The 24,176-nt window shown below is 71.4% G+C and carries 23 protein-coding genes and 1 tRNA gene; 5 read left to right on the forward strand and 19 right to left on the reverse strand.

The genetic code is table 11. The features are described from left to right. Nucleotides 1-5: 5 nt before the first annotated feature. Nucleotides 6-674 carry a leucine efflux protein LeuE gene (leuE, locus tag ABD466_RS08080; RefSeq protein ID WP_344656325.1) on the reverse strand — a complete coding sequence of 223 codons (669 nt, stop codon included), beginning with the start codon at nucleotides 672-674 and terminating at the stop codon, nucleotides 6-8. A gap of 44 nt (nucleotides 675-718) precedes the next feature. Here leuE and ABD466_RS08085 point away from each other — a divergent pair, with 44 nt between their 5' ends. Continuing rightward, nucleotides 719-1,243: an Lrp/AsnC family transcriptional regulator gene (locus ABD466_RS08085; RefSeq protein WP_344656326.1), complete on the forward strand. Its 525-nt coding sequence runs from the start codon at nucleotides 719-721 to the stop codon at nucleotides 1,241-1,243. A 53-nt stretch (nucleotides 1,244-1,296) separates the two neighbouring features. Here the strand turns inward: ABD466_RS08085 and ABD466_RS08090 are convergent, their stop codons facing one another. Then, a complete protein-coding gene (locus ABD466_RS08090; RefSeq protein WP_344656327.1) occupies nucleotides 1,297-2,934 on the reverse strand; it encodes an LCP family protein in 1,638 nt (545 codons plus the stop codon). Nucleotides 2,935-3,059: 125 nt separating this feature from the next. Beyond that, entirely contained in the window at nucleotides 3,060-5,297 is a 2,238-nt protein-coding gene (locus tag ABD466_RS08095) for a HelD family protein (RefSeq protein WP_344656328.1), read from the reverse strand. Between the two features lie 159 nt (nucleotides 5,298-5,456). Between ABD466_RS08095 and ABD466_RS08100 the strand changes: the two genes are divergently transcribed. Beyond that, entirely contained in the window at nucleotides 5,457-6,986 is a 1,530-nt protein-coding gene (locus ABD466_RS08100) for a hypothetical protein (RefSeq protein WP_344656329.1), read from the forward strand. A gap of 20 nt (nucleotides 6,987-7,006) precedes the next feature. Here the strand turns inward: ABD466_RS08100 and ABD466_RS08105 are convergent, their stop codons facing one another. The 6 genes from ABD466_RS08105 to ABD466_RS08130 form a co-directional block, all read right to left on the reverse strand. After that, a complete protein-coding gene (locus tag ABD466_RS08105; RefSeq protein WP_344656330.1) occupies nucleotides 7,007-7,933 on the reverse strand; it encodes an undecaprenyl-diphosphate phosphatase in 927 nt (308 codons plus the stop codon). A gap of 183 nt (nucleotides 7,934-8,116) precedes the next feature. After that, complete coding sequence (locus ABD466_RS08110) at nucleotides 8,117-8,719, reverse strand: hypothetical protein (protein ID WP_344656331.1); 603 nt, start codon at nucleotides 8,717-8,719, stop codon at nucleotides 8,117-8,119. Nucleotides 8,720-8,814: 95 nt separating this feature from the next. Further along, entirely contained in the window at nucleotides 8,815-10,569 is a 1,755-nt protein-coding gene (locus ABD466_RS08115; protein ID WP_425558580.1) for an MFS transporter, read from the reverse strand. A gap of 165 nt (nucleotides 10,570-10,734) precedes the next feature. Next, on the reverse strand, nucleotides 10,735-12,204 hold the full coding sequence (locus ABD466_RS08120) for a protoporphyrinogen/coproporphyrinogen oxidase (RefSeq protein ID WP_344656332.1): 1,470 nt from the start codon (nucleotides 12,202-12,204) through the stop codon (nucleotides 10,735-10,737). Between the two features lie 119 nt (nucleotides 12,205-12,323). Beyond that, nucleotides 12,324-13,508, reverse strand: a complete 1,185-nt coding sequence (locus tag ABD466_RS08125) for an AI-2E family transporter (RefSeq protein ID WP_344656333.1) — start codon at nucleotides 13,506-13,508, stop codon at nucleotides 12,324-12,326. A gap of 105 nt (nucleotides 13,509-13,613) precedes the next feature. Further along, entirely contained in the window at nucleotides 13,614-13,916 is a 303-nt protein-coding gene (locus ABD466_RS08130; RefSeq protein ID WP_344656388.1) for a GroES family chaperonin, read from the reverse strand. Between the two features lie 80 nt (nucleotides 13,917-13,996). On the opposite strand from ABD466_RS08130, the gene bcp reads away from it, so the two are divergent. The 3 genes from bcp to ABD466_RS08145 all read left to right on the forward strand — a co-directional run bounded on the left by bcp (nucleotide 13,997) and on the right by ABD466_RS08145 (nucleotide 15,384). After that, entirely contained in the window at nucleotides 13,997-14,488 is a 492-nt protein-coding gene (gene bcp / locus ABD466_RS08135) for a thioredoxin-dependent thiol peroxidase (RefSeq protein ID WP_344656389.1), read from the forward strand. A 61-nt stretch (nucleotides 14,489-14,549) separates the two neighbouring features. Next, nucleotides 14,550-14,626 (forward strand) — tRNA-Leu (locus ABD466_RS08140). Nucleotides 14,627-14,712: 86 nt separating this feature from the next. After that, nucleotides 14,713-15,384, forward strand: coding sequence for a DUF4190 domain-containing protein (locus tag ABD466_RS08145; RefSeq protein ID WP_344656334.1), 672 nt, complete (start codon nucleotides 14,713-14,715; stop codon nucleotides 15,382-15,384). A gap of 82 nt (nucleotides 15,385-15,466) precedes the next feature. Here ABD466_RS08145 and rdgB read toward each other — a convergent pair whose 3' ends face one another. The 10 genes from rdgB to ABD466_RS08195 form a co-directional block, all read right to left on the reverse strand. Further along, entirely contained in the window at nucleotides 15,467-16,084 is a 618-nt protein-coding gene (rdgB, locus tag ABD466_RS08150) for an RdgB/HAM1 family non-canonical purine NTP pyrophosphatase (protein WP_344656335.1), read from the reverse strand. 33 nt (nucleotides 16,085-16,117) lie between these two features. Next, nucleotides 16,118-16,723 carry a hypothetical protein gene (locus ABD466_RS08155; protein ID WP_344656336.1) on the reverse strand — a complete coding sequence of 202 codons (606 nt, stop codon included), beginning with the start codon at nucleotides 16,721-16,723 and terminating at the stop codon, nucleotides 16,118-16,120. Between the two features lie 106 nt (nucleotides 16,724-16,829). Then, on the reverse strand, nucleotides 16,830-17,561 hold the full coding sequence (gene rph / locus ABD466_RS08160; protein ID WP_344656337.1) for a ribonuclease PH: 732 nt from the start codon (nucleotides 17,559-17,561) through the stop codon (nucleotides 16,830-16,832). An 85-nt stretch (nucleotides 17,562-17,646) separates the two neighbouring features. Then, nucleotides 17,647-18,138, reverse strand: coding sequence for a hypothetical protein (locus ABD466_RS08165; RefSeq protein WP_344656338.1), 492 nt, complete (start codon nucleotides 18,136-18,138; stop codon nucleotides 17,647-17,649). 64 nt (nucleotides 18,139-18,202) lie between these two features. Further along, the gene (locus ABD466_RS08170; protein WP_344656339.1) at nucleotides 18,203-18,979 is read right to left on the reverse strand and encodes an MBL fold metallo-hydrolase; all 777 of its coding nucleotides are present in this window, start codon (nucleotides 18,977-18,979) and stop codon (nucleotides 18,203-18,205) included. Beyond that, nucleotides 18,976-19,848: a glutamate racemase gene (murI, locus tag ABD466_RS08175; RefSeq protein WP_344656340.1), complete on the reverse strand. Its 873-nt coding sequence runs from the start codon at nucleotides 19,846-19,848 to the stop codon at nucleotides 18,976-18,978. The genes ABD466_RS08170 and murI overlap by 4 nt, the downstream gene beginning before the upstream one ends. A gap of 165 nt (nucleotides 19,849-20,013) precedes the next feature. Next, nucleotides 20,014-20,883, reverse strand: a complete 870-nt coding sequence (locus tag ABD466_RS08180) for a 3-methyladenine DNA glycosylase (RefSeq protein WP_425558585.1) — start codon at nucleotides 20,881-20,883, stop codon at nucleotides 20,014-20,016. Between the two features lie 216 nt (nucleotides 20,884-21,099). Beyond that, nucleotides 21,100-22,215 carry an SCO4651 family lipoprotein gene (locus ABD466_RS08185; RefSeq protein WP_344656341.1) on the reverse strand — a complete coding sequence of 372 codons (1,116 nt, stop codon included), beginning with the start codon at nucleotides 22,213-22,215 and terminating at the stop codon, nucleotides 21,100-21,102. Between the two features lie 98 nt (nucleotides 22,216-22,313). After that, nucleotides 22,314-23,153, reverse strand: a complete 840-nt coding sequence (locus tag ABD466_RS08190) for an SCO4651 family lipoprotein (protein ID WP_344656342.1) — start codon at nucleotides 23,151-23,153, stop codon at nucleotides 22,314-22,316. A gap of 74 nt (nucleotides 23,154-23,227) precedes the next feature. After that, nucleotides 23,228-24,175, reverse strand: coding sequence for a PLP-dependent cysteine synthase family protein (locus ABD466_RS08195; RefSeq protein WP_344656343.1), 948 nt, complete (start codon nucleotides 24,173-24,175; stop codon nucleotides 23,228-23,230). Nucleotide 24,176 lies beyond the last annotated feature (1 nt).

Genomic DNA, 24,176 nt, shown 5'->3' on the forward strand with positions numbered 1-24,176 from the left:
GCGGATCACCCCAGCGAGGCGGTGGCGAGCTTGGTGGCGAAGCCGAGGAAGAGCGAGCCGACGCCGCCGGTGAGCGAGGCGGCGAGCCGCCGACGACGGCGGAAGCGGGTGGCGAGATGGTCGCCGCCGAGGATCAGCGCCGACAAGTAGCAGACCGACAGGGTCTGGACGATGACGCCGAGGACGGCGAACGCCGCGGTCGGGTGGGCCGCGTGCGGGTCCACGAACTGGCTGAGGAAGGCGAGGTCGAACAGGATCGCCTTGGGGTTCAGCAGGCTGACGATCAGGGCCTTGCGGAAGGGGCGTTCGCTCGTGACCGGCGGCGTCGCCTCGACGGCGTCGGCCGACGCCGATCCGCGGGCCGCCCCTCGGGCCCGCAGTTCGCGGACCGCCGACCGGATCATCCCGAAGCCCAGGTAGGCGAGATACGCGGCACCGACGTACTTGACGACGTCGAACAGCGCGGGCGAGCGACCGAGCAGCGAGGCGCCGCCCAACGCGGTGACCGTCAGCAACACGGTGTCGCCGAGGAAGACACCCGCGGCGGCGGTGTAGCCGCGGCGGACGCCCTTGCGCGCGGCCACGGACAGGACGTAGAGCGAGTTCGGCCCTGGCAGCAGGACTATGAGTACTGCTCCGAGCAGGAAGGCCGGCAGGTGCACTGTTCCAAGCATGCTTCAGTGTTACAGTCGGCCGATCTTCGACCGAAGGGGCGATCATGGGTGTTCCGGCCGTTCCGCCGAAGGATGCGCGGCGTTCCGGCGGCGGCGCCGTGGATTCCACGGCGGGCCGGACGAAGCTGGACAAAGTGGATGTCGGGATCCTGGGGGAACTCCAGGCCGACGGCCGCCTGTCGCTGAGCGAGCTCGGCCGCCGGGTGAACCTCAGCCCTGCCGCGGTGTCCGAGCGTGTGCGGAGGCTTGAGGAGACCGGGGTCGTCACCGGCTACACCGCGACCGTGGACCCGACTCGGCTCGGCTACGGAATCCTGGCGTTCGTGCGGCTGGACACCGACCGCGGCATCGGGTTCCGGGATCCGCGGGTGGTCCGGATCACGGAGCGGCCGGAGGTGCTGGAGGCGCACCATCTCGTCGGTGTGGACGGCTGGATCCTCAAGGTGGCGGCGCGCGACGTCGCGCATCTGGAGGAGCTTCTGGAAGACGTGTCGACGGTCGGCCGGACGGCGACGTCGATCGTCATGTCGTCCCCCGTGAACGGTCGGCCGTTGGGCCCGGCGGCCTGAGACGAGCGAGTGCGCCCGGGCCGAGTCGGCCCGGGCGCACTCCGCGTTCCCACCTAGTGCGCCGCCGTCACGCAGAGGTTCTGGTCCCCCGCGCTCTCCACGTCGGCGCTCGACGCGGCGTCCGACGGCAGAGCCGACGGCGGCGGAGAGGTCGGTGCGGCCGGGTTGAACACGTCGCCGCTGGCGAAGTCGGCGCCGACCCGGAGCACGACCGGGGCGCTGCCGTCGCCGCCGGGGCGGACGGAGCCGGGCGGCAGCTGAAGCGCGGCCGCGACGGCCTGGGCGGCGCCCTCGTACTGGTCCTTGCTGTAGAAGACCTCGGTGATGGCGACGTCGCTGGAGGAGTAGCCGACGCCGGTGGCGTTCTTGAAGCCGTCCGCGCGCAGGGTCTCGGCCAGCTGCTTGGAGCGGCCGTCGGCGGTGGTGCCGTTCTCCACCACGATCGCGTCCTTCACCGCGCTCGGCGCCAGACTGGTCGGCGCGCCGCTCCCGGTGGGCTTCGCGGGCTGCGAGACGGTCGGTCCGCCGGTCGTCGGCGAGGCCGGGCCGCTCTGCGACGACGGTTCCGTGACCGAGCGGTCGTGGGCGATCAGGGAGAAGATCTGGTCGTCCAGCTCCTGGTCCGGAGCCACCCGGTTGGGGTCCGGCCGGTAGGCGACGGTCGGCAGGGTCAGGAACGTGATGTTCTCGGTCGGCACCTTCTTGAGCGTGTTCGACAGGTCCAGCAGCTTGTTGACGCTGGCTATCGGGTCGTCCACGGTCAGCGACTTGGAGGCGATGTCCATCAGGTGCGTGGCCTGCAGCGGGTCGTCGAGCGTCGCCTGGGACTTCATCTTGCGGATCAGCGAGCCCAGGTACTGGTGCTGCGCCTGGGTCCGGTACAGGTCCGAGCCGTCGGCGAAGCCCTCGCGGGTGCGCAGGAACGCCAGCGCCTGCGTGCCCTCGACCTGGGAGGTGCCGGCCGGCAGGTCCAGGTGCGAGTCCGGGTCGTGCACGGCCTTGGTGACGCAGACGTCGACGCCGCCGACGGCGTTGGTCAGGTCCACCACGCCGGAGAAGTCGACCATCATGAAGTGGTCGATCTTGACGTGGGTGAACATCTCCACGGTGTCGACCTGGCAGCCGGGGCCGGCGGCCAGCGCCGAGTTGATCATCCCCACGTTCTGGGCGCCGTAGTGGTCGCCCTTGGCGTCCACGCACTCCGGGATCGGCACCATCAGGTCGCGGGGCAGCGACACCACGGTGGCGTTGCTGCGGTCGGCCGAGACGTGGACCAGCATCTCCACGTCGGCGCGCCCGGAGGCGTCGACGAAACCGCCCAGGTCCGCGTCCTTGCCCGGCAGCCGGGTGTCGGTGCCGATCAGCAGGATGTTGATCGGCAGGTTGCCGTAGGCGTCCGGGGTCGGCTGGATGACGCCGCCGGAGGCCAGCTGCTCCGGGGGCACGACGGCACCGTGCAGCGGAGCGCCCTTGATGTTGTGGTTGATCCGGTAGTACCAGTAGCCGGCGTAGGCCACCGTGCTGCCGATGACCAGCACCATCATCCCGGACAGGACCATCAGGATGCGCCGGGCGCGGCGCCGCGCCACCCGGACCGGCGCGGTGCCCCCGAGAGCCGGTCCCCCTCCGTCCGGCCCGGCATCCGGTGCGTGCTTCGGTACCTCGGCTATGCCGGGCGTGTCGCCGCTCATCGTTTCCGTGCTCCCCTAAATCCTCTGCCGTGCCCGGCCGTGCCGCGCCCGAGCAGACCCCGTCCGCGCAGACCCCTCCGACATCGAGGACGCCTGATCCCCCACCTGCGGTTCCCCCCGTCCGCTCATTCGACCGAAACGGTGACCAGCGCCTGGGTGGCGCGGGTGGCGGTGACGTAGTGCGTGCGCGGTCCCATCGGCGACTCGGAGGCGATCCGGTCCGGGTCGACCAGCACCACCGCGTCGAACTCCAGCCCCTTGGACTCCAGCGCGCCCAGCACCTGCACCCGCTCCGGCGTGTCCTCCAGAGTGAACCCGCCGAGCCGGGTCATCGGCACGATCACGCCGACGGTGCCCTCGACCTCGCCGGCCAGCCGCCGTGCGGCCTCCTCCACGGTGGCGGACAGGCGGTCCTCGGTGCTCGCCGAGAAAACGGGCGGACGGCCGGTGGAGCGGACCGCGCGCGGCAGCGGCGCGTCCGGCAGGAAGCGGTGCAGCAGCGTCGCGGCGTGGTCGGCGATCTCCACCGGGTTCCGGTAGTTCGTGGTCAGCTCGAAGCGCTTGCGCTCCCGTGAGTCACCCAGGGCCAGCTCCATCGAGCGCCGGGCCTCGTCCAGGTCCTCCCACGAGCTCTGGGCCTCGTCGGCGACCACGGTCCAGGTCGCGTGCCGGCCTCGGCGGGCCAGCATCCGCCACTGCATCGGCGACAGGTCCTGCGCCTCGTCGACGACGATGTGCCCGAACTCGTCCGGGTCGGGCTCCTCCACGTAGGCGCCGCGGTGCGCGGCGCGGTCGCCGAACGTCGACAGCTCCCGGAAGCCTCCGGACTCCGGGTCCGACCCGTCGTCGACCTCCTCGCCGGTCAGCATGTTGACGCCGTCGACGACGTACGGGTTCGCCGCGGCGGCGGCACGGCTGCTGCGCGGGCCGTCGCCCAGCAACGCGTCCAACTCGTCCAGCAGCGCCACGTCGGAGTACGACAGGCCGCCGCCGGCCTCGCCGACGGCGCGCCAGGACTCGGCCAGCACCCGCGCGTCGTGGGCGCTGAGCACGCCGCGCGACACCTCGGCCAGGTACGCCGGGTCCCCGAGCGAGCGCAGCACCTCCAGCGGCGTGCGCTGCGGCCACCAGGCGGTCACGAAGTCCGCGAACGGCCGCTGCGAGCGCAGTTCGGAGACGAACGTCCGCTTGTCGTCCTCGAACAGGTCGGGGTACTCGTCGTACGGTGAGGCGTCGCCGGCGGCGCGCTTGGCGTTCTGGTAGGCGGTCCACGCCGCCTCCTGCAGCGCCCGGATCACGTCGGCGCGCACCGCGTTCGGCCGCCGGCTGCCGCGCAGCATCCGCTCGCGCAGCGCGGCCAGCTGTCCCGCCTCCAGGGTGAAGAACGTGCCCTGGTAGACCAGCCGCACGTCCTTCGGCGCACCCCACGGCGCGTCGTTCGCGGCCTTGCGCAGGATCCGCACCATCCGCGGCGAGCCCTTGAGCTTGGCCCGCACCGGGTCCTCGTGCCGGACCGCCTCGACGCCGTGCACCACGTCGCCCAGCGAGCGCAGCGCCGCGCCGCCCTCGCCGAGCGAGGGCAGCACCCGCTCGATGTACTCGGTGAAGCGCCGGTTCGGCCCCACGACCAGCACGCCGCGCGACCCGAAGCGCCGCCGGTGCTGGAACAGCAGCCAGGCCACGCGGTGCAGCGCCACCGCGGTCTTGCCGGTGCCCGGGCCGCCGGTCACCACCACGCTGATGTCGGCGGGCGCGCGGATCACCAGGTCCTGCTCGCGCTGGATGGTCGCGACGATGTCGCGCATGCGGCCGGTGCGGGTGCGGGACAGGGCCGCGATGAACGCGCCGTCGCCGACCACCGGCAGCCCCTCCGGGGCCGCGTCCGGGTCCAGCAGGTCGTCCTCGATGTCCAGCACGCGGTCGCCGCGGCAGTGCAGCACCCGGCGGCGCACGACGCCCTTCGGGTCCTCCGGCGCGGCCTGGTAGAAGGCCGCAGCGGCGGGCGCGCGCCAGTCCACGACCAGCGGCTCCAGATCCTCGGTGCGCACGCCGAGCCGGCCGATGCGGTAGGACTCCAGCTCACCGCCGGGCGTCTCGGGCTTCAGATCCAGGCGGCCGAACACCAGCTCGTTGTAGGCGTTCTCCAGGGACCGCTCCCAGATCGCGGCCTCCATCACCTGCACGTCCCGGTCGACCAGCGCCGAGAAGGTCCCGCCCTGCGCCACCTTGTAACTGTCCCGCACCCGGCGCGCGGCCTGCTCGCGCATCTGCGCCAGCCGCGCGTAGGCGGCGTCCACCGCGGCCTGCTCGACCTCGATCTCGCGCTCCTTGACCGGCGCCGAACCGTCCTGCTGAGGTGACACCCCGCGACCTCTCATCGTCTCCTGGAACAGCACAACCGCACGATCATCCAGGACCGCGCCCACAGCGGCAAACGCGGTCCGGGCGCCGGGCGTTTGCATCTCGTTTGAAACAAGCGTCCCAGCCTGCCCGCACACATGGTCCGGATTTATGTTCGGAGCGTGTCGGGGACTCTCACTCAGGCGCCCAAGCACAGCATGTCGCACCGGGCAGCCGCAGCAGCACCAACCTCCAGCGATCATCTCATCCACATCCCGCGCGCACCGCGCTGGACGACGCCGAACATCCTGCGCACGGCGGCGGCCGCGGTCGGCGCGGCCGCGCTGATCGCCGCCGTGGTGACGGCCGGGGCGGCCTCGGACGCCCGGTCCCGGATCACCGCCGTCGCGGGTACCGACGCGCCCAGCGTACGGGCCACAGAGGATTTCCTGTTCCAGCTTCAGGACATGGACGCGCAGCTTCTCAATGCCCTGCTGGCCAACGGCGACGCCACGGTGCACGTGCCGCAGGCGAACAGCGAGAGCCTCTATGAGAGGGACCGGCGTGCCGCCGACGGGGACCTGGAGGCCGCCACCACGGCGCTCGCGGGCGACAAGGACGCGCTCGACCAGCTGCACTCGGTGGCCGACGTATTCGGGCAGTACCAGGCGCAGGCCGTCCGCACGCTGGCCGACGACGAGGGCCAGACGGAGGCCGGGAAGGCGCCGGGCATCGTCGTCGCCGACTACCTGGCCGCCCACGAGATCCTGTTCGGCGGCGACGACAAGGGCGGGCTGATGCGCACGGCGCTCGGCCTCGAGCAGAGCAGCGCCGCCGCCATCGACGACTCCGCGTCCTCGGCCCAGGACTCGCTGTCCTCGGTACGGCTCGGGTTCATCCTGTTCGGCGTCCTGCTGCTGGGCGGCGTCGTGGCTCTGCAGCTGTTCCTGTCCGCCCGATTCCAGCGCATGGTGAGCCCGGCGCTGGCCGCGGCCGCCGTCGCCGCCCTGGTGTTCATGATCGGCGGCGCGTCGGCGGCGGCCGGCGCCGCGAAGGACTTCCACAGCGCCAAGTCCGACGCCTTCGACTCGGTGCTGGCCCTGGGCCGGGCCAAGGCCCTGAGTTCCGGCGCCAACGCCGACGAGAGCCGCTGGCTGCTGGTCCACGACCAGCCCGGACAGCAGGCGCGGTTCGAGGCGTCGTTCCTGGCCGCTTCGCAGGGGGTGGCCGGGGAGCCGGCGACGGACCTCGCCGGCTACGAGTCGCTGATCCACGCCGAGGCGGCCGCCGTGGACGAACAGGGCCTCTTCGCCGAGACCCTGGACCGCGCCAGCGGCTTCGGCCGGGAGTTCCGGAACATCACATACCCGTCGGAGGGCGTCCTGGCCGTCAACGCCTTCGACGACTACGACCGTTACCTCCAGGACGACGCCCGTCTGCGCACGCTGCCGCTGGCCACGCCGCAGGACCTGAAGGCCGCCGTCGACTTCGACACCAACGCCGACACCCCCGGGACGTCGGACCAGGCGTTCACCGCCTACGCCAAGGACCTCGACGCGGTCATCGACCTCAACCAGGCCCAGTTCGACAAGCTGATGCCCGCCGCCCGCGACCGGATCGGGTCGTGCACGTGGCTGCCGTATCCGCTGGCGGTGCTCGTCATCGGCTTGACCGCGCTGGGCGTCCGGACCCGGCTCAACGAGTTCCGTTGAGCCGCGCCGGGGACACCGGCTCACTTGTGGACGGTGAACCAGATCAGGCAGAACAGACCGGCCACGATGCAGTAGATGCCGAACGGCTTGAGGTCGCGGTTCTCGAAGTACTTGGTCAGGAACTTCACCGACAGGTAGGCCGCGACCCCGGCCAGCAGCGAGCCGACGACGGCCGGCCCGAGGATCGAGTGGTTCTCGGGCTTGGCCAGCTCCGGCGCCTTGAACAGGCCGGCGGCCAGGATCACCGGGGTGGCGAGCAGGAACGCGAAGCGGGCGGCGTCCTCGGTCTTCAGGCCGCGGGCCAGGCCGGCGACGATCGTGATGCCGGAGCGGCTGATGCCGGGCAGCAGGGCGAAGGCCTGTGCGCCGCCGATCCCGGCCGCGGACTTCCAGCCCAGCCGGGCCAGGCGCCGGTCGGCGACGACCTCCGGGGACTCGCCGCGGTGCGGCGCGAGCGCGTCGTCGTCGGCCGCGTGGCGGCCCTTGCCCGCGCTCTTGAGCAGGTAGTTGGCGGCGAAGATGACGAAGCCGTTGAGGAGCAGGAACGCCGCGGCGGGCTGGGGTTTGCCCAGATGGGTGCGCAGGGCCTTGTCCGCGGCCAGGCCGATCAGGCCCACGGGGATGGTGCCGACGATCAGCAGCCACGCCAGCTGCTGGTCCGGGGTCTCCACCCGGCGGTCCCGGATCGAGGAGAACAAGGCCCCGATGATGCGCACCCAGTCCCGCCAGAAGAAGGCCACCAGGGCCAGCGCGGTCGCCACGTGCGCCAGCACCAGGAACGCCAGGTACGGCGAGTCCTTGGCGGTCATGTCCAGATCGGTCTTCCAGCTGCCGCCGATCAGAGCCGGCACCAGGATCGAGTGGCCGAGGCTGGATATCGGGAACAGCTCGGTGACGCCTTGCAGCAGCCCGATCGAGCAGGCTTCGAGATAGTTGAGGCCGGACAAGGCGCGTTCCCCTCCGAGGATGGACGATGCGGGCGACGCGCGGAGAATACGCGCGGCGCGGGCGGCGTAGGGAAACGGATGGTGAACGTGCGGCAAAGCCGCAGCGCCTCGAACTCTCCCCCCACCAGTGCTACAGGCTGTAGCACGGCACTACTGTGAAGCACCGGGTTCCCGCGCGCAAGCCTACGGCGTCCGCCCGGAATACCAGCCGTCGAGATCCGAGGGCTGCACCCGCAGCGCCTGCGCCAGCTTCTCCCGGGACACCGGCTCCGGGCCGGAGACGGCCATGTTCAGCACCGCCTGCAGCATCGCGTTCAGGGTGGCGCGCGCCTTCACCAGCGACTCCAGCGCGCTCTCGTACGAGCCCTGGTCCACGGCCCGGGTGACCATCGGCAGGCCCACGTTCACCAGGCCGTTGAGCCGGCCGCGCAGGTCGGCGTCGAGTTCGCCGGGCAGCAGCGCGCGGCCGTCGGCGTGCACCTCGGCCAGCGCCCGGCCCCGGCCGTCCCGGATCATCGCGCGCACACTGTGATAGGCGCCGTAGCGCAGCGCCGGGGAGTCGGCGGTCCCGCCGGGGTCGACGACGTGCTCGGCGAAGTCCCGCAGCCGCGGCACCACGCCGAGCGCGTAGTTCTTCAGCGCCGGCAGGCCGGCCAGCGGTTCGGGCGCGACGGCGTCCACCGCGGCCGTGGCCCACTTCGTCGCCCCTGAGGCGGCCTCACCGGCGTCGGGGTGCGCGGTGAGAACGTCGTACTCGACCCGCTCCGGGCGGAACTGTCGCGCCATGCCCCGAGTCTGGCCGACCGACGAGAAGCCCCGGTGAACATTCCGGGAATCCGGGATGTCCACCGGGGCGGGATGACACGGTTGAGCCGGGTTTATCAGAGGGCGAACACCGGTGCGGAATCCTCGGAGGACTCGCTCGGCGCACCGTCCGCGCCGTCCTCCGGTCCCTTGGCCCGGACGTTCTTCGGCAGGAAGAACATCAACAGGAAGACAACGAACTGTCCGCCGGCCACGAACCACAGCGTGGTCTCGTACCCGTCGACCATGGTGTGCTGCGCGGCCTTGGCACCCTGCGCCTGCAACACCGCACCCACCTTCGGGTCCTGTCCCGGCTGCGGCCGGCACGACGCCGGCGTGTCACTCGGGTCCTTCTCCTTGGCGTGGTCCACGGTGCACTGCTTGAACCCGGCGAAGACCTGGTCGGTCTGCGCCGCCGGCACCCCGGCGGCCACCAGCGCCTTGGTGACGTCCGGCTTCATGTCGTCCACGGCCTTGGTGGCGTGCGAACCCATCATGTTGAAGAAGACCAGGGCGGTCAGCGCTATGCCGAACGCCTGGCCCAGCTGCTGGCTGGTGTTCAGCAGGCCCGAGGCCGAGCCCGCGTCCCTCATCGGCACGTCGGTCAGGATCAGGTCGAAGATCGGGGCCACCACCAGGCCCATGCCGATCCCGGTGACCAGCAGCGGCAGCGCCATCTGCCAGGACGCGAAGGACAGGTCCAGGCTCTTGGCCATCTCGATGTACAGCACCATGCCGCCGCCCATCAGCAGCACGCCGAACTGCACGACCTTGCGGCCGAACCGCGGCACCAGGAACTGCACCGACATGCCGGCCGCGGCCGAGACGCCGATGGAGAACGGGATGCCGGTCAGGCCGGCGTGCAGCGGCGTCCAGCCCAGACCCAGCTGCATGTACAGCGCCCACACCAGGAAGAACACGCCCAGCGTGGTGGCGAAGGTGAGGTTGGTCAGGATGCCGGAGGCGAACGAGCGGAACTGGAACAGGCTCAGCTCGACCAGCGGCGAGTCGGCGCGCTCGCCCTTGCGGCGCTCGTAGAGCACGAACAGGGCCAGCACCGGCACCGCGGCGGCCATCATGACCCAGCCCCAGACCGGCCAGTCCAGATCACGGCCCTGCATCAGCGGGAAGACCAGCATGAACAGGCCGACCACCGACAGCCCGACGCCGGGCAGGTCCAGCTTGGTGGCGTGCGGGGCGCGGGACTCGGAGATCACGCGGAACGCGACGATCAGGCCGAAGACGCCGACCGGCAGGTTCACCAGGAAGATCGGGCGCCAGTGCAGGCCGAACAGGTCCCACTGGACCAGCAGGCCGCCCAGGATCGGGCCGGCGACCGCGGCCGAGCCGACGATGCCGCCGAACATGCCCATGACCTTGCCGCGCTCGTTCGCCGGGAACGTCACGTGGATGATCGCCATGACCTGCGGCACCATCAGCGCCGCCATCCCGCCCTGGAGGACCCGCGCGCCGATCAGCATGCCCGGCGTGGCCGCGAAGCCGCACAGCGCCGAGGCGATGGTGAAGCCGGTCATGCCGATGAGGAACAGGCGCTTGCGGCCGTAGATGTCGCCGAGACGGCCGCCGGTGATGAGGACGACGGCGAAGGCCAGCGCGTAGCCGGCGGTGATCCACTGGATCGCCGAGTAGCCGGCCTTCATCTGGTTCTGGATCGACGGGATGGCCACGTTGACGATGGTCACGTCCAGCAGGTCCATGAAGGCCGCGGACAGGATCACCGCCAAGGCCAGCCAGCGCTTGGGATCGGGGGTCGTCATCTCCCCGTCATGCTCGACCGGGCTGTCACCGCCCGGATTCGTGGTGCTCGTCATGCCTCGTGCGCCCCCTCAGGCTGAGACTCAGGACTCCTTAGATTGAGTCCAGGCTAGAGGGACGCACTGACAGAACGACGAGGTGAATACCGTCTAATGCCTCACAATGCGCTGTGACATCGGGGGTTTGTGATGCGTATCACAAAGCCCGGGACGGCATGCGCGTCAGCTCTCGACGACGTGCTGCGCGAAGCGGTCGCGGGCCTCCCGCCACATCCGCTCGTCCCACTCGCCGTTGCCCAGCGCGTCCGCGGCCTCATAGCCCATCATCAGCGCGTGGTGCGTGTTGTCCGGCGTGAACAGGCCGAGGCGGCCGAAGGTCGTCACGTGCGGCAGCGACTCCACCCAGTTCTCCAGGTCGGCCAGCGCCTCCCGGTAGCCCCGGTGGTAGATCGGGTACACCTGGCGCATCCGCTTGACCTGTACCCACTCCAGCCGCAGCTGCGGCAGGCCGAGACGGCGCACCGTCTGCCGGATCAGGTTCGCCAGCTGGTCCTCGTCAGCGGCCCACAGATCGTCGCCTATGTCGCAGGGGATCTCGAAGCACAGGACGGTGCGCTCGGTCGGATCGTCCGGCGAGAAGCGGTGGTTGGCCGGCTCGGAGATGCGGGTCACCGGGGTGTCGCCGTCCGGGAGGTAGTGGACGTCGCACTCGGTCCAGCGGCCGCCCTGGTGCACCGCGTACACCAGCAGGATCGCGCGGAAGCGCAGCTTGCCGCTGGCCTCCACGGCCTCGTAGGGCGCGCCCGGCGAGGTCAGGCGGGCCAGCAGCGGCACCGGGATGGTGGAGAACACGTGCCCGGCCCGGATGTCGGTGCCGCCCTCGGCCCAGTGTTGCTGGCCGGACCAGCCGCCGCGCTCCGCGGCCGCGCTGTGGAACTCCGAGCGGGCCAGGGTGACGTTCACACCGTCGGCGTCCACCGCCAGGTGCTCGGCCGCGGCGCCCAGCCGGATCCGGGCGCCGGCCTGCATCGCCGCGTCCGCCAGCGCCTCGCAGAGCTGCCCGAAGCCGCGGCGCGGGTACAGGTAGGCCAGCGACTCGCTGGCGATCGAGGTGCGGACGCTGCGCACCAGCGCGCCCCACATGTTCTGCGACCCGGCCTTGCGGCGGGCCTGGTCGAGGTCGATCTCCTCGCCGGACAGGCCCCACAGCTTGGCCGCGTACGGCTCGTAGACCTGCTTGTACATGGTCGGGCCGAAGCCGGCCCGCATGAGCTCGGCGTAGTTCTCGGCGGCGGCGGTCTGCTTCTTGCCGCGCCACGTGGTGGCCAGCGCGTCGAACGCGGCCCGGGCCATCGGCACCGCCGGCATCGACTTGGCCAGCTCACGCGGCTTGAACGGGTAGGTGACCCAGCGGTCGCCGATCAGCAGCCGGCCGTTGCGGTAGCGGGTCTGCAGGTCCGAGCCCATCAGGGACCTGAGATCGGCGACGATGTGCTCCGGCAGGTCCGGGTTCAGCCGGTGGCTGCCCAGATCCACGCGGAACCCGGCGACGTCGAAGGAGGCCGCCATGCCGCCCACGGTCTCCGCGCGTTCGAGCACGTCCACGGACAGCCCGCGGCGCGCCGCGCGCCAGGCGGCGGCCAGGCCCGCGGGGCCGGCGCCGAGGACGACGAGATCGGCCTTACCGGCCATGTCTGATACCCATTAGAAAGCCCACACTAGTAGTCCCACCCGACTCCCGGAACGCGGCACGCGAGCCGCGGCGCGGGTCTCACCCGATAGGGGAGATCATGCCTCATCCGAGGCCGGACTCACATCTCGTCGATGCGCGGCAACAGGACTTCGGTCGCGATGAGTTTTATCGCGACCGCGGCCGGGATCGCCACCAGCGCGCCGACCACGCCGAACAGAGCGCCGCCGACCAGCACCGCGAGGATCGTCACCATCGGGTGCACGTCCACGGTGCGGCGGTTCACCCGCGGCGCGACCAGGTAGTCCTCGGCGAGGCGGGCGGCGACGTAGTAGACGAGGGTCGCGATGGCGACCTTCACCGAGACCGTCAGCGCCACCAGCGTCACCACCGCGCCGCCGATCGAGGAGCCGATCACCGGCACCAGGCCGAACACCGCGACCACGATCCCGAGCGCCGCGGGATAGGGGATGCCCCACGCCATCGCCCACACCCAGGTGCACACGCCGCCGATCGAGGCGATGATCATCTGCCCGATGACGTACTTGCCGACCTGGGCCAGGATCCGGTCGGTGAGCTCGGCGACCCGGGGCCGGCGGCGCACCGGCACCAGGTGGTAGGAGAAGCGCTTGATGCCGGGCATGTTCGCGACGAAGTACAGGGTCAGCGCGATCGCGGTCAGCGTGCCGGTGAGGATCGAGAAGACCGCCTTGCCGGCGCCGAGGATGCCGTTCAGGTCCAGGGTGCCGGCCTTGTTGGCCTCGATCCAGGACTTGGCCTTCTCCACCAGGTGGTACTTGTCCTCCAGCCGGCCCAGGTAGGTGGACTTGTTGCGGAGGTCGTCCAGGTAGCCGGGCGTGGCGTCGATCAGGGAGTTGATCTCGCGGTCCACCGGCGGGAAGATCACCGCCACGAACCCGGCGAGCACGGCGAGCACCGCCAGCGCCACCAGGGTGACCGCGACGCTCCGGCGCAGGCCGCGGTTCACCAGGCTGGTGACCATCGGGTCCAGGGCGGTGGCGAAGAAGACGGCGAGCAGCAGAATGGACAGCAGGCTGCCGAGACCGGAGACCACGCGCACCAGGGCATAGGCGGAGATGGCGCCGGCGGCGAGCCAGAAGGCGAAGGCGAACCAGCTGCCCGCGGGCATGGCCGAGAGCGAGGAGGGCTCGGCCGGAGCGGCGGAGGCGGCGCCGATGTACGGCGAGGGAGCGCCGTTGCCGTCCGGCGCGGCGCCGGCCGATGCGGACTGCGGCGTGCGCGTCGCGGTCGCCTGATCAGCACCGTCTCTGAGAACACCGGCCATGCCCTCGACCTTAGGGGACGAGGGCGGACTACGGGTAACTCGTCGCGGGCCGGAAACGGGCGGGGAGCGGTCGGGTCGTGACGTGGCGGTGCCGGGTCTCGAGCGTCAGAGATACAGGCCGGTGGAGCCGTCACCCTCGGCGAGTCGCTCAGCGGCGACGGCGTGCACATCACGCTCCCGGAGCAGCACGTAGTCGGTGCCGCGCACCTCGACCTCGCCCCGGTCGGCGGGGTCGAAGAGCACCCGGTCGCCGACCTGGATCGTGCGCACGTTCGCCCCGATCGCCACGACCTCCGCCCATGCCAGGCGGTTCCCCACCCGCGCGGTCGCCGGGATGAGGATGCCCCCGGAGGAACGCCGGTCCCCGGCCTCCGGGTCCTCGCGCACCAGCACGCGGTCGTGCAGCATGCGGATCGGAAGCTTCTCTCCTGAACTCACTCTTGTGACGTTATCGCACTGACAGCCCACCGTCCGTCCGGGGAACTAGCCTGGACACCGTGAAACTCAACCCCGGAGACACCGCCCCCGCCTTCACCCTCACCGACGACCACGGCAAGACGGTGAGCCTGACCGACTACCCGGGCCGCAAGGTGATCCTGTACGTCTACCCGGCGGCGATGACCCCGGGCTGCACCAAGCAGGCCTGCGACTTCCGCGACAACATCGCCTCCTTCCAGAAGGAGGGCTACACGGTCCTGGGCCTCTCCCCCGACAAGCCGGAGAAGCTGGCCAAGTTCCGTGAGCGCGACGCCCTGACCTTCCCTCTCCTGTCCGACCCGGAGAAGGAAGTCCTCCAGGCCTACGGCGCCTACGGCGAGAAGAAGCTGTACGGCAAGACGATGATCGGCGTGATCCGCTCGACGTTCGTGATCGACGTCGACGCCGAGGGCGCGGGAACGATCGAGGTGGCGCAGTACAGCGTGAAGGCCACGGGCCATGTGGCGAAGCTGCGGCGGGACCTGGGGCTGGACGCGGCCTAGGCGACGTGGCAGCCGGGTCCGACGCTTTGGACGGCTGGAACGACGCACGATAGCCTGTGGCGGGGCTGTACCCCAATTGGTAGAGGGGCAGGTTTTAGGGTCCTGACAGTGCGAGTTCGAGTCTCGTCAGCCCCACCACACTTTCATGCCACCCCGCGTGGCCACCCGCTATGCTCCGTCCGTCAACGACCGAAGGTCGACTAACGACGTCAGGGGCGGGAGCAATGTCCACACCTTCACAGGAGCCGGGTCCCAACGCGGGTGACGGAACGCCCGGGGCGCCCGGCCAGGCGCCGTTGCCGGGGCAGCTCGGGTACCCGGGGCAGCCGGGCGTGGGTCCCGCGCCGGAGCCGGTTCCTTATGGGTACGGCTACGGCTACGGCTACGGGTCCCCGCCGTCGGAGCCCGCCGGGACCAGCAGCGTCGCGATCGTCGCGGTGTGCCTGTTCTGGGTGCCGTTGGTGGGCTTGGTGCTGAGCATCATCGGCATGGTGAAGACGGCGCGGGGGAAGGCGCGGGGGCGGGGGATCGCGATCACCGCGCTGGTGCTGTCGATCCTCGTGACCGCGGGTGCCGTGCTGGTCGGGGTGGCGATCGGGTCGAAGCCGTCGGCGTTGGACCCGGGGTGCACCAACGGGAAGCGGGCGATCGTCGATCAGAGCAAGAAGATCGAGACCGACCACGGCAAGGGGGACGACAGCGCGGTGCAGGCCGACGTGCAGCGGATGCTCGACGAGCTCAAGAAGGCCGTCGCGGATTCGAAGCGGGACGATGTCCGGTCCGCGATGCAGGCCGTGCTCGACGACTACACCGCGATCGAGGGCGGGAAGTTCGACGAGCCGAAGTTGGAGGCCGACCTGAACCAGGTCGACCACCTCTGCACGATCGGTAGTTAGCCGGAGTCCGGGGTTCGAACAGCGCCCGCGCGCCGGATCCTTCCCGGATCCGGCGCGCGGCCGTCGCGTTCGCGCCAGGTGTTCAGCCCTTCAGCAGCGGCACCAGCGCTCGGAAGGCGCGCCCGCGGTGGCTGATCGCGTCCTTCTCCTCCGCGCTCATCTCGGCGGTGGTGCGGGTCTCGCCCTCCGGGACGAAGATCGGGTCGTAGCCGAATCCGCCCTCGCCGCGCGGTGCCCGGACCAGGTGGCCGGTCATCACGCCCTCGACGACGTGCTCGGTGCCGTCCGGGTGGACGAGGGCGGCGGCGCAGGTGAAGGCGGCGCCGAGGGCCTCGTCCGGGACGTCGCCGACCTGGTCCAGGACCAGCTGGAGGTTGGCGACGTCGCGTTCCGGGCCGTCGGGGAGGGCGCCGAAGCGTCCCGACCAGCGGGCGGAGAGGACGCCGGGCATGCCGTTCAGGGCGTCGACGCACAGGCCGGAGTCGTCGGCGACCGCGGGCAGGCCGGTGGCGGCGGCCACCGCGCGGGCCTTGATCAGCGCGTTCTCGGCGAAGGTCAGGCCGGTCTCGGGGATGTCGGGCAGCGCCGCGTAGAGCTCGGGGCCGGCGAGGGTGATGTCGGTGAGGTCGGCGGCCAGCAGGATCCGCTCGAGTTCGCGGATCTTCTTGGCGTTGCGGGTGGCGAGGACGATCTGGCGCATGGCGGCCAGTCTAGGGAGCCGGGGCCGGGGTTCTCACCCCATGCAGGCGTTGCCCATGATCTGCCAGTCCGTGCTGAGCTTGCCCTTGTCCGGGGTCTGGCCGGCCTTGGCGGCGTCGGCCATGGCCTGCAGGTCCTTGGTCATGTTGTTCATGGCCAGGGTGGCGTCCGGGCGCTTCGAGGAGGTGGCTCCGGCCCGCAGGTCGCGGATGGCGGCGGGGATGGCGTCGTCGCCCTTGGCCGGGCTCTCCTGGGCGGCGGTCAGGTAGTTGCCGAAGCCGCGGAGTCCGAGCTTGCAGCCGGGGTCCGTCCAGAGTTCGTCCAGCTTCTTCAGCGACGAGGCCAGGGCGGAGGGGTCGGCCGGCTGCGCCGAGGAGGAGGACGGCGCGGCTGCCGAGGACGACTCGGGAGTCGTCGCGCCGGGGTTCGAGGACGGCGCCGAGTCGGAAGGCCGGCCCGAGGCCGACGCGCCGGAGGATCCGGGCCCGGTGGGCGCGGAGGTCCCCGGCAGGCTCAGCGAGTTGCCGGGCGCCCCGCCCCCGACGACCCCCTCCGACGCGCAGCCCGCGATCCCCAGGGCGAGCGTTCCCGAGACGCAGACGGCCGCGAGCGCGACCGGTGACCGAAATCGTGCCGGCATGAGCCACCCCCTGTGGAAGACGATCGGAGCACACCGTAGCGCAGGCGAGCGGTGCGCAGAATTCCACAGGGGGTGGATCAACGCTTGTGGCCGGGCGCGGGCGGCCTCAGCTCAGCAGCGCCTTGACCTGGTGCGAGGCCAGTTCCTTGCAGCCGCCGGCGGCGAGGTCCAGCAGCGCGTCGAGCTCCGCGCGGTCGAACGGCGCGCCCTCGGCGGTGCCCTGGACCTCGACGAACTTGCCGTCGGCGGTGCAGACCACGTTCATGTCGGTCTCGGCGCGCACGTCCTCCTCGTAGCAGAGGTCGAGCATCGGGACGCCGTCGATGATGCCGACGCTGACCGCGGACACCGAGCCGGTGAGCGGGTCCTTGGAGGCCTTGATCAGCTTCTTGTCGCGCATCCAGGTCACGGCGTCCTGCAGCGCCACGTAGGCGCCGGTGATCGCGGCGGTGCGGGTGCCGCCGTCGGCCTGGAGCACGTCGCAGTCCACGATGATGGTGTTCTCGCCGAGCGCCTTGGTGTCCACCACGGCCCGCAGCGCGCGCCCGATGAGCCGGGAGATCTCCTGGGTGCGGCCGCCGACCTTGCCCTTGACCGACTCGCGGTCGCCGCGGGTGTTGGTGGCGCGGGGCAGCATCGCGTACTCGGCGGTGACCCAGCCCTTGCCGCTGCCGCGCAGCCAGCGCGGGACGCCCTCGGTGACACTGGCGGTGCAGAGCACCTTGGTCTGGCCGAACTCGACGAGGACGCTGCCCTCGGGGTGGATCGACCACTTGCGGGTCAGGGTGACCGGACGGAGCTGGTCGGCCTTGCGGCCGTCGACGCGTGCTGCTGACATGTGTAGACCCTAGCCCACCGGCCCGGGGCCGCGCGGTCCCGGTGCGGGACCGCGCCGGCCGGGGGGGGCGGGGCCGGTCGTCCTGCTAGTCGAGGGCGACGTGCGCCATCAGGCGCAGGGTCGGCAGGTCGGTGGCCTTGCGCAGCTTGGTGGCGAGGTCCCGGTGGAAGAACTCCTCGACCAGGTGCGGCACGGTGAGCACGATGATCTCGTCCACGCCGTACTTGGCGGCGATGGATTTCAGGCCGTCGACGGCGGGGCCGACGAGCAGTTCGCCGGTGGCCCGCTTGCCGGCCTTCTGGAAGGCGTCGACGGTGACGGTCATGATGTCCCGGGCCTCGACGACGGCCTCGTTGAGCGGCTCGTCGTGGCCGTCCTCCTCGGCGCCCTTGAAGTTGCCGAGGGCGAGGTCGTCGAGGGTGGCCAGGACCTTGCCGTTCTCCTTGCCGACCGGGACCACGACCACGTAGTTCTCCGGGGCCAGGCCGTCCTCGGAGTTCTCCTCGTGGAGGCTGACGACGTAGTCCAGGTCGTGCTGGGTGATCGCCTTCTCGACGATGAGCATGGTGGTCGGCACGGTGGTTTCCTTTCCGATGCGGCCGGGCGGGGGCGGCGGGGTGCGCCGCTCCCCTTCCATGGTCTCAGATCTGGAAGACGGCGCCCGGTGTGGCCAGGTTCACGGGGCCTTCGTAGGCGGCGCGGGCGGCGGCGAGGTTGAGCTCGGCATCGGTCCACGGCGGGATGTGGGTGAGCACGAGCCGGCCGGCGGCGGCGCGGGCGGCGCACTCGCCGGCCTCGCGGCCGTTGAGGTGCAGCCCGAGCAGGCCGTTGTCGCGGGGCTCCTGGAAGGAGGCCTCGGCGAGCAGCAGGTCGGCGCCGTCGGCGAGCCGGTCGAGGGCGGCGCAGGGTCCGGTGTCGCCGGAGTAGACGAGGGTGCGGCCGCCGGCTTCGAGGCGGATGGCGTAGGCCTCGACGGGGTGGTCGACGCGGTCCACCCGCACGGTGAACGGCCCGCTCCGGAAGGTGTTGCCGGTCGCGCCGGCAGGGGCGCCTTCCAGCACGTTGCGGAAGGAGAACACGGAGTCGCACTCGGCGTCGTCGGTGTCGTAGGCCTGGGCGATGCGCTCGCGGGTGCCGGAGGGTCCCCAGACCGGCAGCAGCGGGAGCGGGCCGTCGCCGCCGGGCCGGTACTTGCGCGCGACGTAGTACCCGCACATGTCGACGCAATGGTCGGCGTGCAGGTGGGAGAGGATCACCGCGTCGATGGCGTAGATGTCGCCGTGGCGCTGCAGTTCGCCCAGCGCGCCGTTGCCGAAGTCCAGCAGGAGGCGGTGGCCGTCGTGCTCCACCAGGTAGCTCGAGCAGGGGTTGCCGGGGCCTCCGAAGGACCCGGAGGAGCCGATGACGGTGAGCTTCATGGGGTCTCCGCATCTTGGGGCACGGCGGGCAGCAGCCCCTGGTGGACGTGGCCGATCTCCGGCCCCAGGAAGCGCTGTCCGATCTGCAGGAACTGGTCGGCGTCGCCGGTGCTGGTGAAGCAGTGCACCGGCTCGGGGAGGTCGTCGGAGCGCATCAGCGCGTTCTCGGCGAGGACGCGGTAGACGTCCTTGGCGGTCTCCTCGGCGCTGTTGATCAGGACGACGTCCTCGCCCATGACGTAGGAGATGACGCCGGTGAGCAGCGGGTAGTGGGTGCAGCCCAGGATCAGGGTGTCGACGCCGGCCGCGGCGACCGGGTCGAGGTACTCGTGCGCGGCCTTGAGCAGCTCGTCGCCGCCGGTGACGCCGGCCTCGACGAACTCCACGAAGCGCGGGCACTCCTGCGTGGTGAGCTGGATGTGGGGGGCGGCGGCGAAGGCGTCGACGTAGGCCATGGAGCGCCGGGTGGAGCGGGTGCTGATCACACCGACGTGCTGGTTGCGGGTGGCGGCCACGGCCAGCCGCACCGCCGGCCGGATCACCTCGACGACGGGGATCTCGTAGCGCTCGCGGGCGTCCCGGAGCACCGCGCCGGAGGCCGAGTTGCAGGCGATGACCAGCATCTTCACACCGGATTCGACCAGCCGGTCCATGCACTCCAGGGCGTAGGCCCGGACCTGGGCGATGGGCCGGGGCCCGTAGGGCTGGCGCGCGGTGTCGCCGAAGTAGCTGACCGCCTCGTGCGGCAGCTGGTCGAGCAGGGCCCGGACGACGGTGAGCCCGCCGAAGCCGGAGTCGAAGATCCCGATCGGGGCGTCCCGGAGTGCTCGGTCGGCGGCGGGAGCGGGCGGAGGCGGTGGTGCGGCCATGAGGTGAAAGAGTACGGCTCCGGGCTCACCGGGCCGACGATTGGGCCCGGAGATGTGGCCACTGTCTCAACGGTGCTTTCCCTCACGTGCGGCCCCGGCCCCGTACACATGCTCCTGACCTGCGTGGATGCGCTCCGGAACAGGCCGGTGGCGGTCAGGAACCGGTCAGGGGCCGGCCCAGGCGAGGAGACTGTCGCAGACATCGATGAGCCGCTGCCGCACCGGCGCCGAACGGCGCGCGAAGTCGGCCTGGGCGGCGGCGTACTCGGCGCGCCCGGCGGCGGTCTCGATCGGGATCGGCTGGTAGCCGAGCTCGGCGAGGTCGTAGGGACTGGCGCGCATGTCCATCTCGCGGATCTCGGAAGCCAGCGCGAAGCAGTCGGCGATCAGCTCGGAGGGGACGAAGGGGTCCAGCTTGTAGGCCCACTTGTAGAGGTCCATGCCGGCGTGCAGGCAGCCGGGCTGCTCGTTGGCGACCTGCGCGTCGCGGGTGGGGCGCAGGGTGTTGAGCGGCTCGGCGTCGGGGGTGAAGAAGCGGTAGGCGTCGTAGTGCGAGCAGCGGATGCGCTGGGTCTCGACCACCTCGTCGGTGCCGGCCGACCCCAGCCGCAGGCGGCGCGCGGCGTGCCGCACCTGGCCGGGATCAAGGCGGTAGACCATGGCCCACTCGTGCAGGCCGAAACAGGCCAGCCGCGGCTCCCGTCCGGCGGTGGCGGTCAGCAGGGCGCGGACGAACTCGGCGGTCCGGCGCCGGGCGTCGGTGAACTCGGCCCTGTCGAGGGTGACACCGTCGGCGGTCTCGACGTAGCCGCGCCACGCGAGGCGCTCCCGCGCGGCCGGACCGGCCAGGACCACCCCCGCGCCCGGATGCCAGCGCCGCAGGCGCGCGGGGCGGTGGGAGTAGTAGGTGAAGAGGAAGTCCATCACCGGGTGCGCCTCGTTGTCGGCGCGGCGGCGCAGGTGCGGGTCGACCCAGGCGGCGACGCGGGCTTCGTGGGCGGCTTCGCGGGCGCGCCAGGCGGGCTCGGGGAGGATCAGATGGGTGCGCGACCCGCTGTCCCCGGCGGCTTCGGCCGCTTCGGCGGCTTCGGCGGCTTCGGCGCGGTGACGAGGCGACGACGCTGTGAGGCCCGCGGTCCTTATCGCCGCGCCCTGCTCCGTCTGATCCACGCTCACACTTCGACGGTACCCGGCAAAGGTCATGGGGCCGAATCGGCTTCGCGATCCGGCCCCATGGGTGGGAGGCGATCGTCAGGCCGAGGAGCTCGACGTGGCGGTGGAGCGCGGCGTGGCCGGAGTCGCCGGAGTCGCGGGCGTGGCCGGAGTACCGGTGGGCTTCGGGCTGGTCGGCGTGGCCGGAACGCTCGGCGTGCTCGGCGCGGTCGGCGTCTGGGTCGGGCTCGGCGCGGCCGGCGCCTCGGATGGGCTCGGCGCGCTCGTCGGCGCGCCCGGCTCCGGCGCCCCGCCGGAACCCGACGCGTCCTGGCTCCCGGTGCCGCCGGAGGTCTTGTTCACCAGGTCCAGGAAGTCCACGCTCTGGCTGTCCGGCACGCCCTCCACCGTCACGTCGGTGCCCCAGTCGCTGTAGTCGATCTCGCCCTTCAGCGAGCCGACCGGAGTGACCTCGGTGAAGGTCTGCGCGACGGGCAGGCCGTCGGCGCGCAGCCACAGGTCGTAGCCGAGCGTGGTGACCGCGCCGCCGGCCAGCGCGCCGCTGACGGAGTCCGCGGCCTCCTGGGTCAGACCGCGGCCGACCAGGTTCGGGTCCATGGCGTCGGCGCCGGACACGGTGCCCGCGTAGTGCACGGTCTGCACGCCTCCGCGCTGCTCCTCTCCCACCTTGTGCAGGTCATTGGCCGCGGTGAGCAGGGTCAGGCCCTTGGTCGGGGAGGTGTTCTCCAGCACGTCGCTGCCGACGGCGCGGGTACGCGGGTCCTTGGCCAGGGCCTCCAGGTCCATGCGCAGCCACTGCTTGCCGCCCATCGCGGCGGCCATCGACGGGTCGGCGCTCACGTTCATGAACATGATGTCGTGCGCGTAGCGGATCTGGACGGCCTGCCCGCCGCCGGCCGACGGGTCGGCCGGGCCCATGGTCAACGTGCCCCGCAGCACCGGGTGCTCGTCGAAGGTCGCGGTGACGTCGGAGACCTCCGACGCGTCCGGCGCCGTGAGCACGGCGTGGACCTTGGCGCTGGGGTGCGCGGCCACCGCGCGGCCCGCCGCCTTGACCGCGTCCTGCGCACTGAGCGCGGACAGCTGCGCGAAGGACTGCGGCGTGCCGCTGGAAGCCTTCAGGGAGCAGCCGGAGAGCGAGGCGGCCGCGGCGGCCGCGAGCGCGACGCCGGACCATATCTGCTTGCGGGGCATGAACTTTCCCACCCTTGATAGTGAATGCGTAAGAGCCCAGTGATCTTAACGGCGCCGCAGATCAGCCCCGGCGCCGGGGCGCTGCGGACGACGCCGCGTCACTGCGCGGGAACGGTGTACGTCTGGTCGGCCGGCGGGGCGACGATCGTGACCGGCACGCCCCAGTCGCTCTGGGTCATGTCGCCGGTGCTGTCCCCCGACGTGCCGGACTCGGCCTGCTTGACCTCGACCGCCAGCCCGTCCTCACCCATCCAGAAGTCGACGCTCATCTTGGTGAGCCCCTGGTCCTTCCACTGAGTGCGGCGCAGGTCCAGGTACGCCTGGGTGATCCCGGACCCCGGCGGCGGGGTCGCCGGCAGGGTGTCCGGGGTGACGCTGGCGGCCAGGTGCAGCAACCGGCGCCCGTCCCGGGTCTCGACGCCGACCCGGTGCAGATCCGGATAGGCCAGAGCGAACAGTGAGCCCTGCACAGGGTCCGCACCACGGTACGAAGCGCCGAGCGCGGCGAAGAGAGCCAGGTTCTTGTCCGAGGAGTCCCGCGGCGGCAGGTGATCGAGATCCAGCTTGATCCACTGCTTGTTCTGCCGCATGGCGGCCGGGATCTCCGGATTGTCGACATAGGCGACCGAGCCGTCGAGGCGGACCTCGCCGTGCGTGGACTGCGTCGCACCGGTGACCTGGTCGACCACCGTGGACTCCAGCGTGGCCCGATCGGTGCGCTGCAGGGAGTCGACCGACTGGGTGAGGCGCTGGCTGGTGTAGGTGAGGTGCTCCTTCACGCTGTGCTTCGCGATCTGCGCCGCGCTGGCGTCCTTGATCGCGTCGGCGGCGCTCACCCTGTCCAGATTGATCTTCCCGCCCCCGCCGACGCCCACCGTCCCCGACGACGAGCAGGCGGCGGCGACGAGGACCGTCGCCGCCGCCGTGAAAAGCTTCATGGCCCGTGCCATACCGCTCATGGATCCCCACCCCCGTCTAAGTCAGGACGCGACGATCCTAGCCAGCGGTCAGGTCAGGCCCACAGCTGCCCCTCGATCCGGTCCTCGGCCTCGTCGAGGGTGCCCTCGTACGCGCCGGTGGACAGGTACTTCCACCCGCCGTCGGCGACGACGAACGCGATGTCCGCGGTCTCGCCGGCCTTCGCCGCCTGGGCGGCGATGCCGAGGGCGGCGTGCAGCGCGCAGCCGGTGGAGATGCCCGCGAAGATGCCCTCCGCGGCCAGCAGCTCGCGGGTGCGGCGCAGCGCGTCGTGGGCGCCGACCGAGTAGCGGGTGGTCAGCACCGACTCGTCGTAGAGCTCCGGGACGAAGCCCTCGTCGAGGTTGCGCAGGCCGTAGATCAACTCGTCGTACCGGGGCTCGGCGGCGACGATCTTCACGTCCGGCTTCTGCTCGCGCAGGTAGCGCCCGACGCCCATGAGCGTGCCGGTGGTGCCGAGGCCGGCCACGAAGTGGGTGAGCGTCGGCAGGTCGGCGAGCAGCTCGGGGCCGGTGCCGTGGTAGTGCGCCAGGGCGTTGGCCGGGTTGCCGTACTGGTAGGGCATGACCCAGTCCGGGTGCTCGGCGGCCAGTTCCTTGGCCACCCGCACCGCCTCGTTGGAGCCGCCGGCGGCGTTGGAGGAGATGATCTCGGCCCCCCACATCCGCAGCAGCTGACGGCGCTCCTCGGAGGTGTTCTCCGGCATCACGCAGACCAGCCGGTAGCCCTTGAGCTTGGCCACCATCGCCAGGCCGATCCCGGTGTTGCCCGAGGTCGGCTCCAGGATGGTGTCACCGGGCTTGAGCCGGCCCTCCTTCTCGGCGCTCTCGATCAGCGCCAGGGCCACGCGGTCCTTCACCGATCCGGTGGGGTTGCGGTCCTCCAGCTTGGCCCACAACCGCACGTCCGGCGCCGGGGAAAGGCGGGGCAGCCCGACCAGCGGGGTGCGGCCCACGGAGTCCAGCAGTGAGTCGTAGCGCATG

It is taken from the genome of Catenulispora subtropica, from assembly GCF_039531675.1.
Lineage (GTDB): Bacteria > Actinomycetota > Actinomycetes > Streptomycetales > Catenulisporaceae > Catenulispora > Catenulispora subtropica.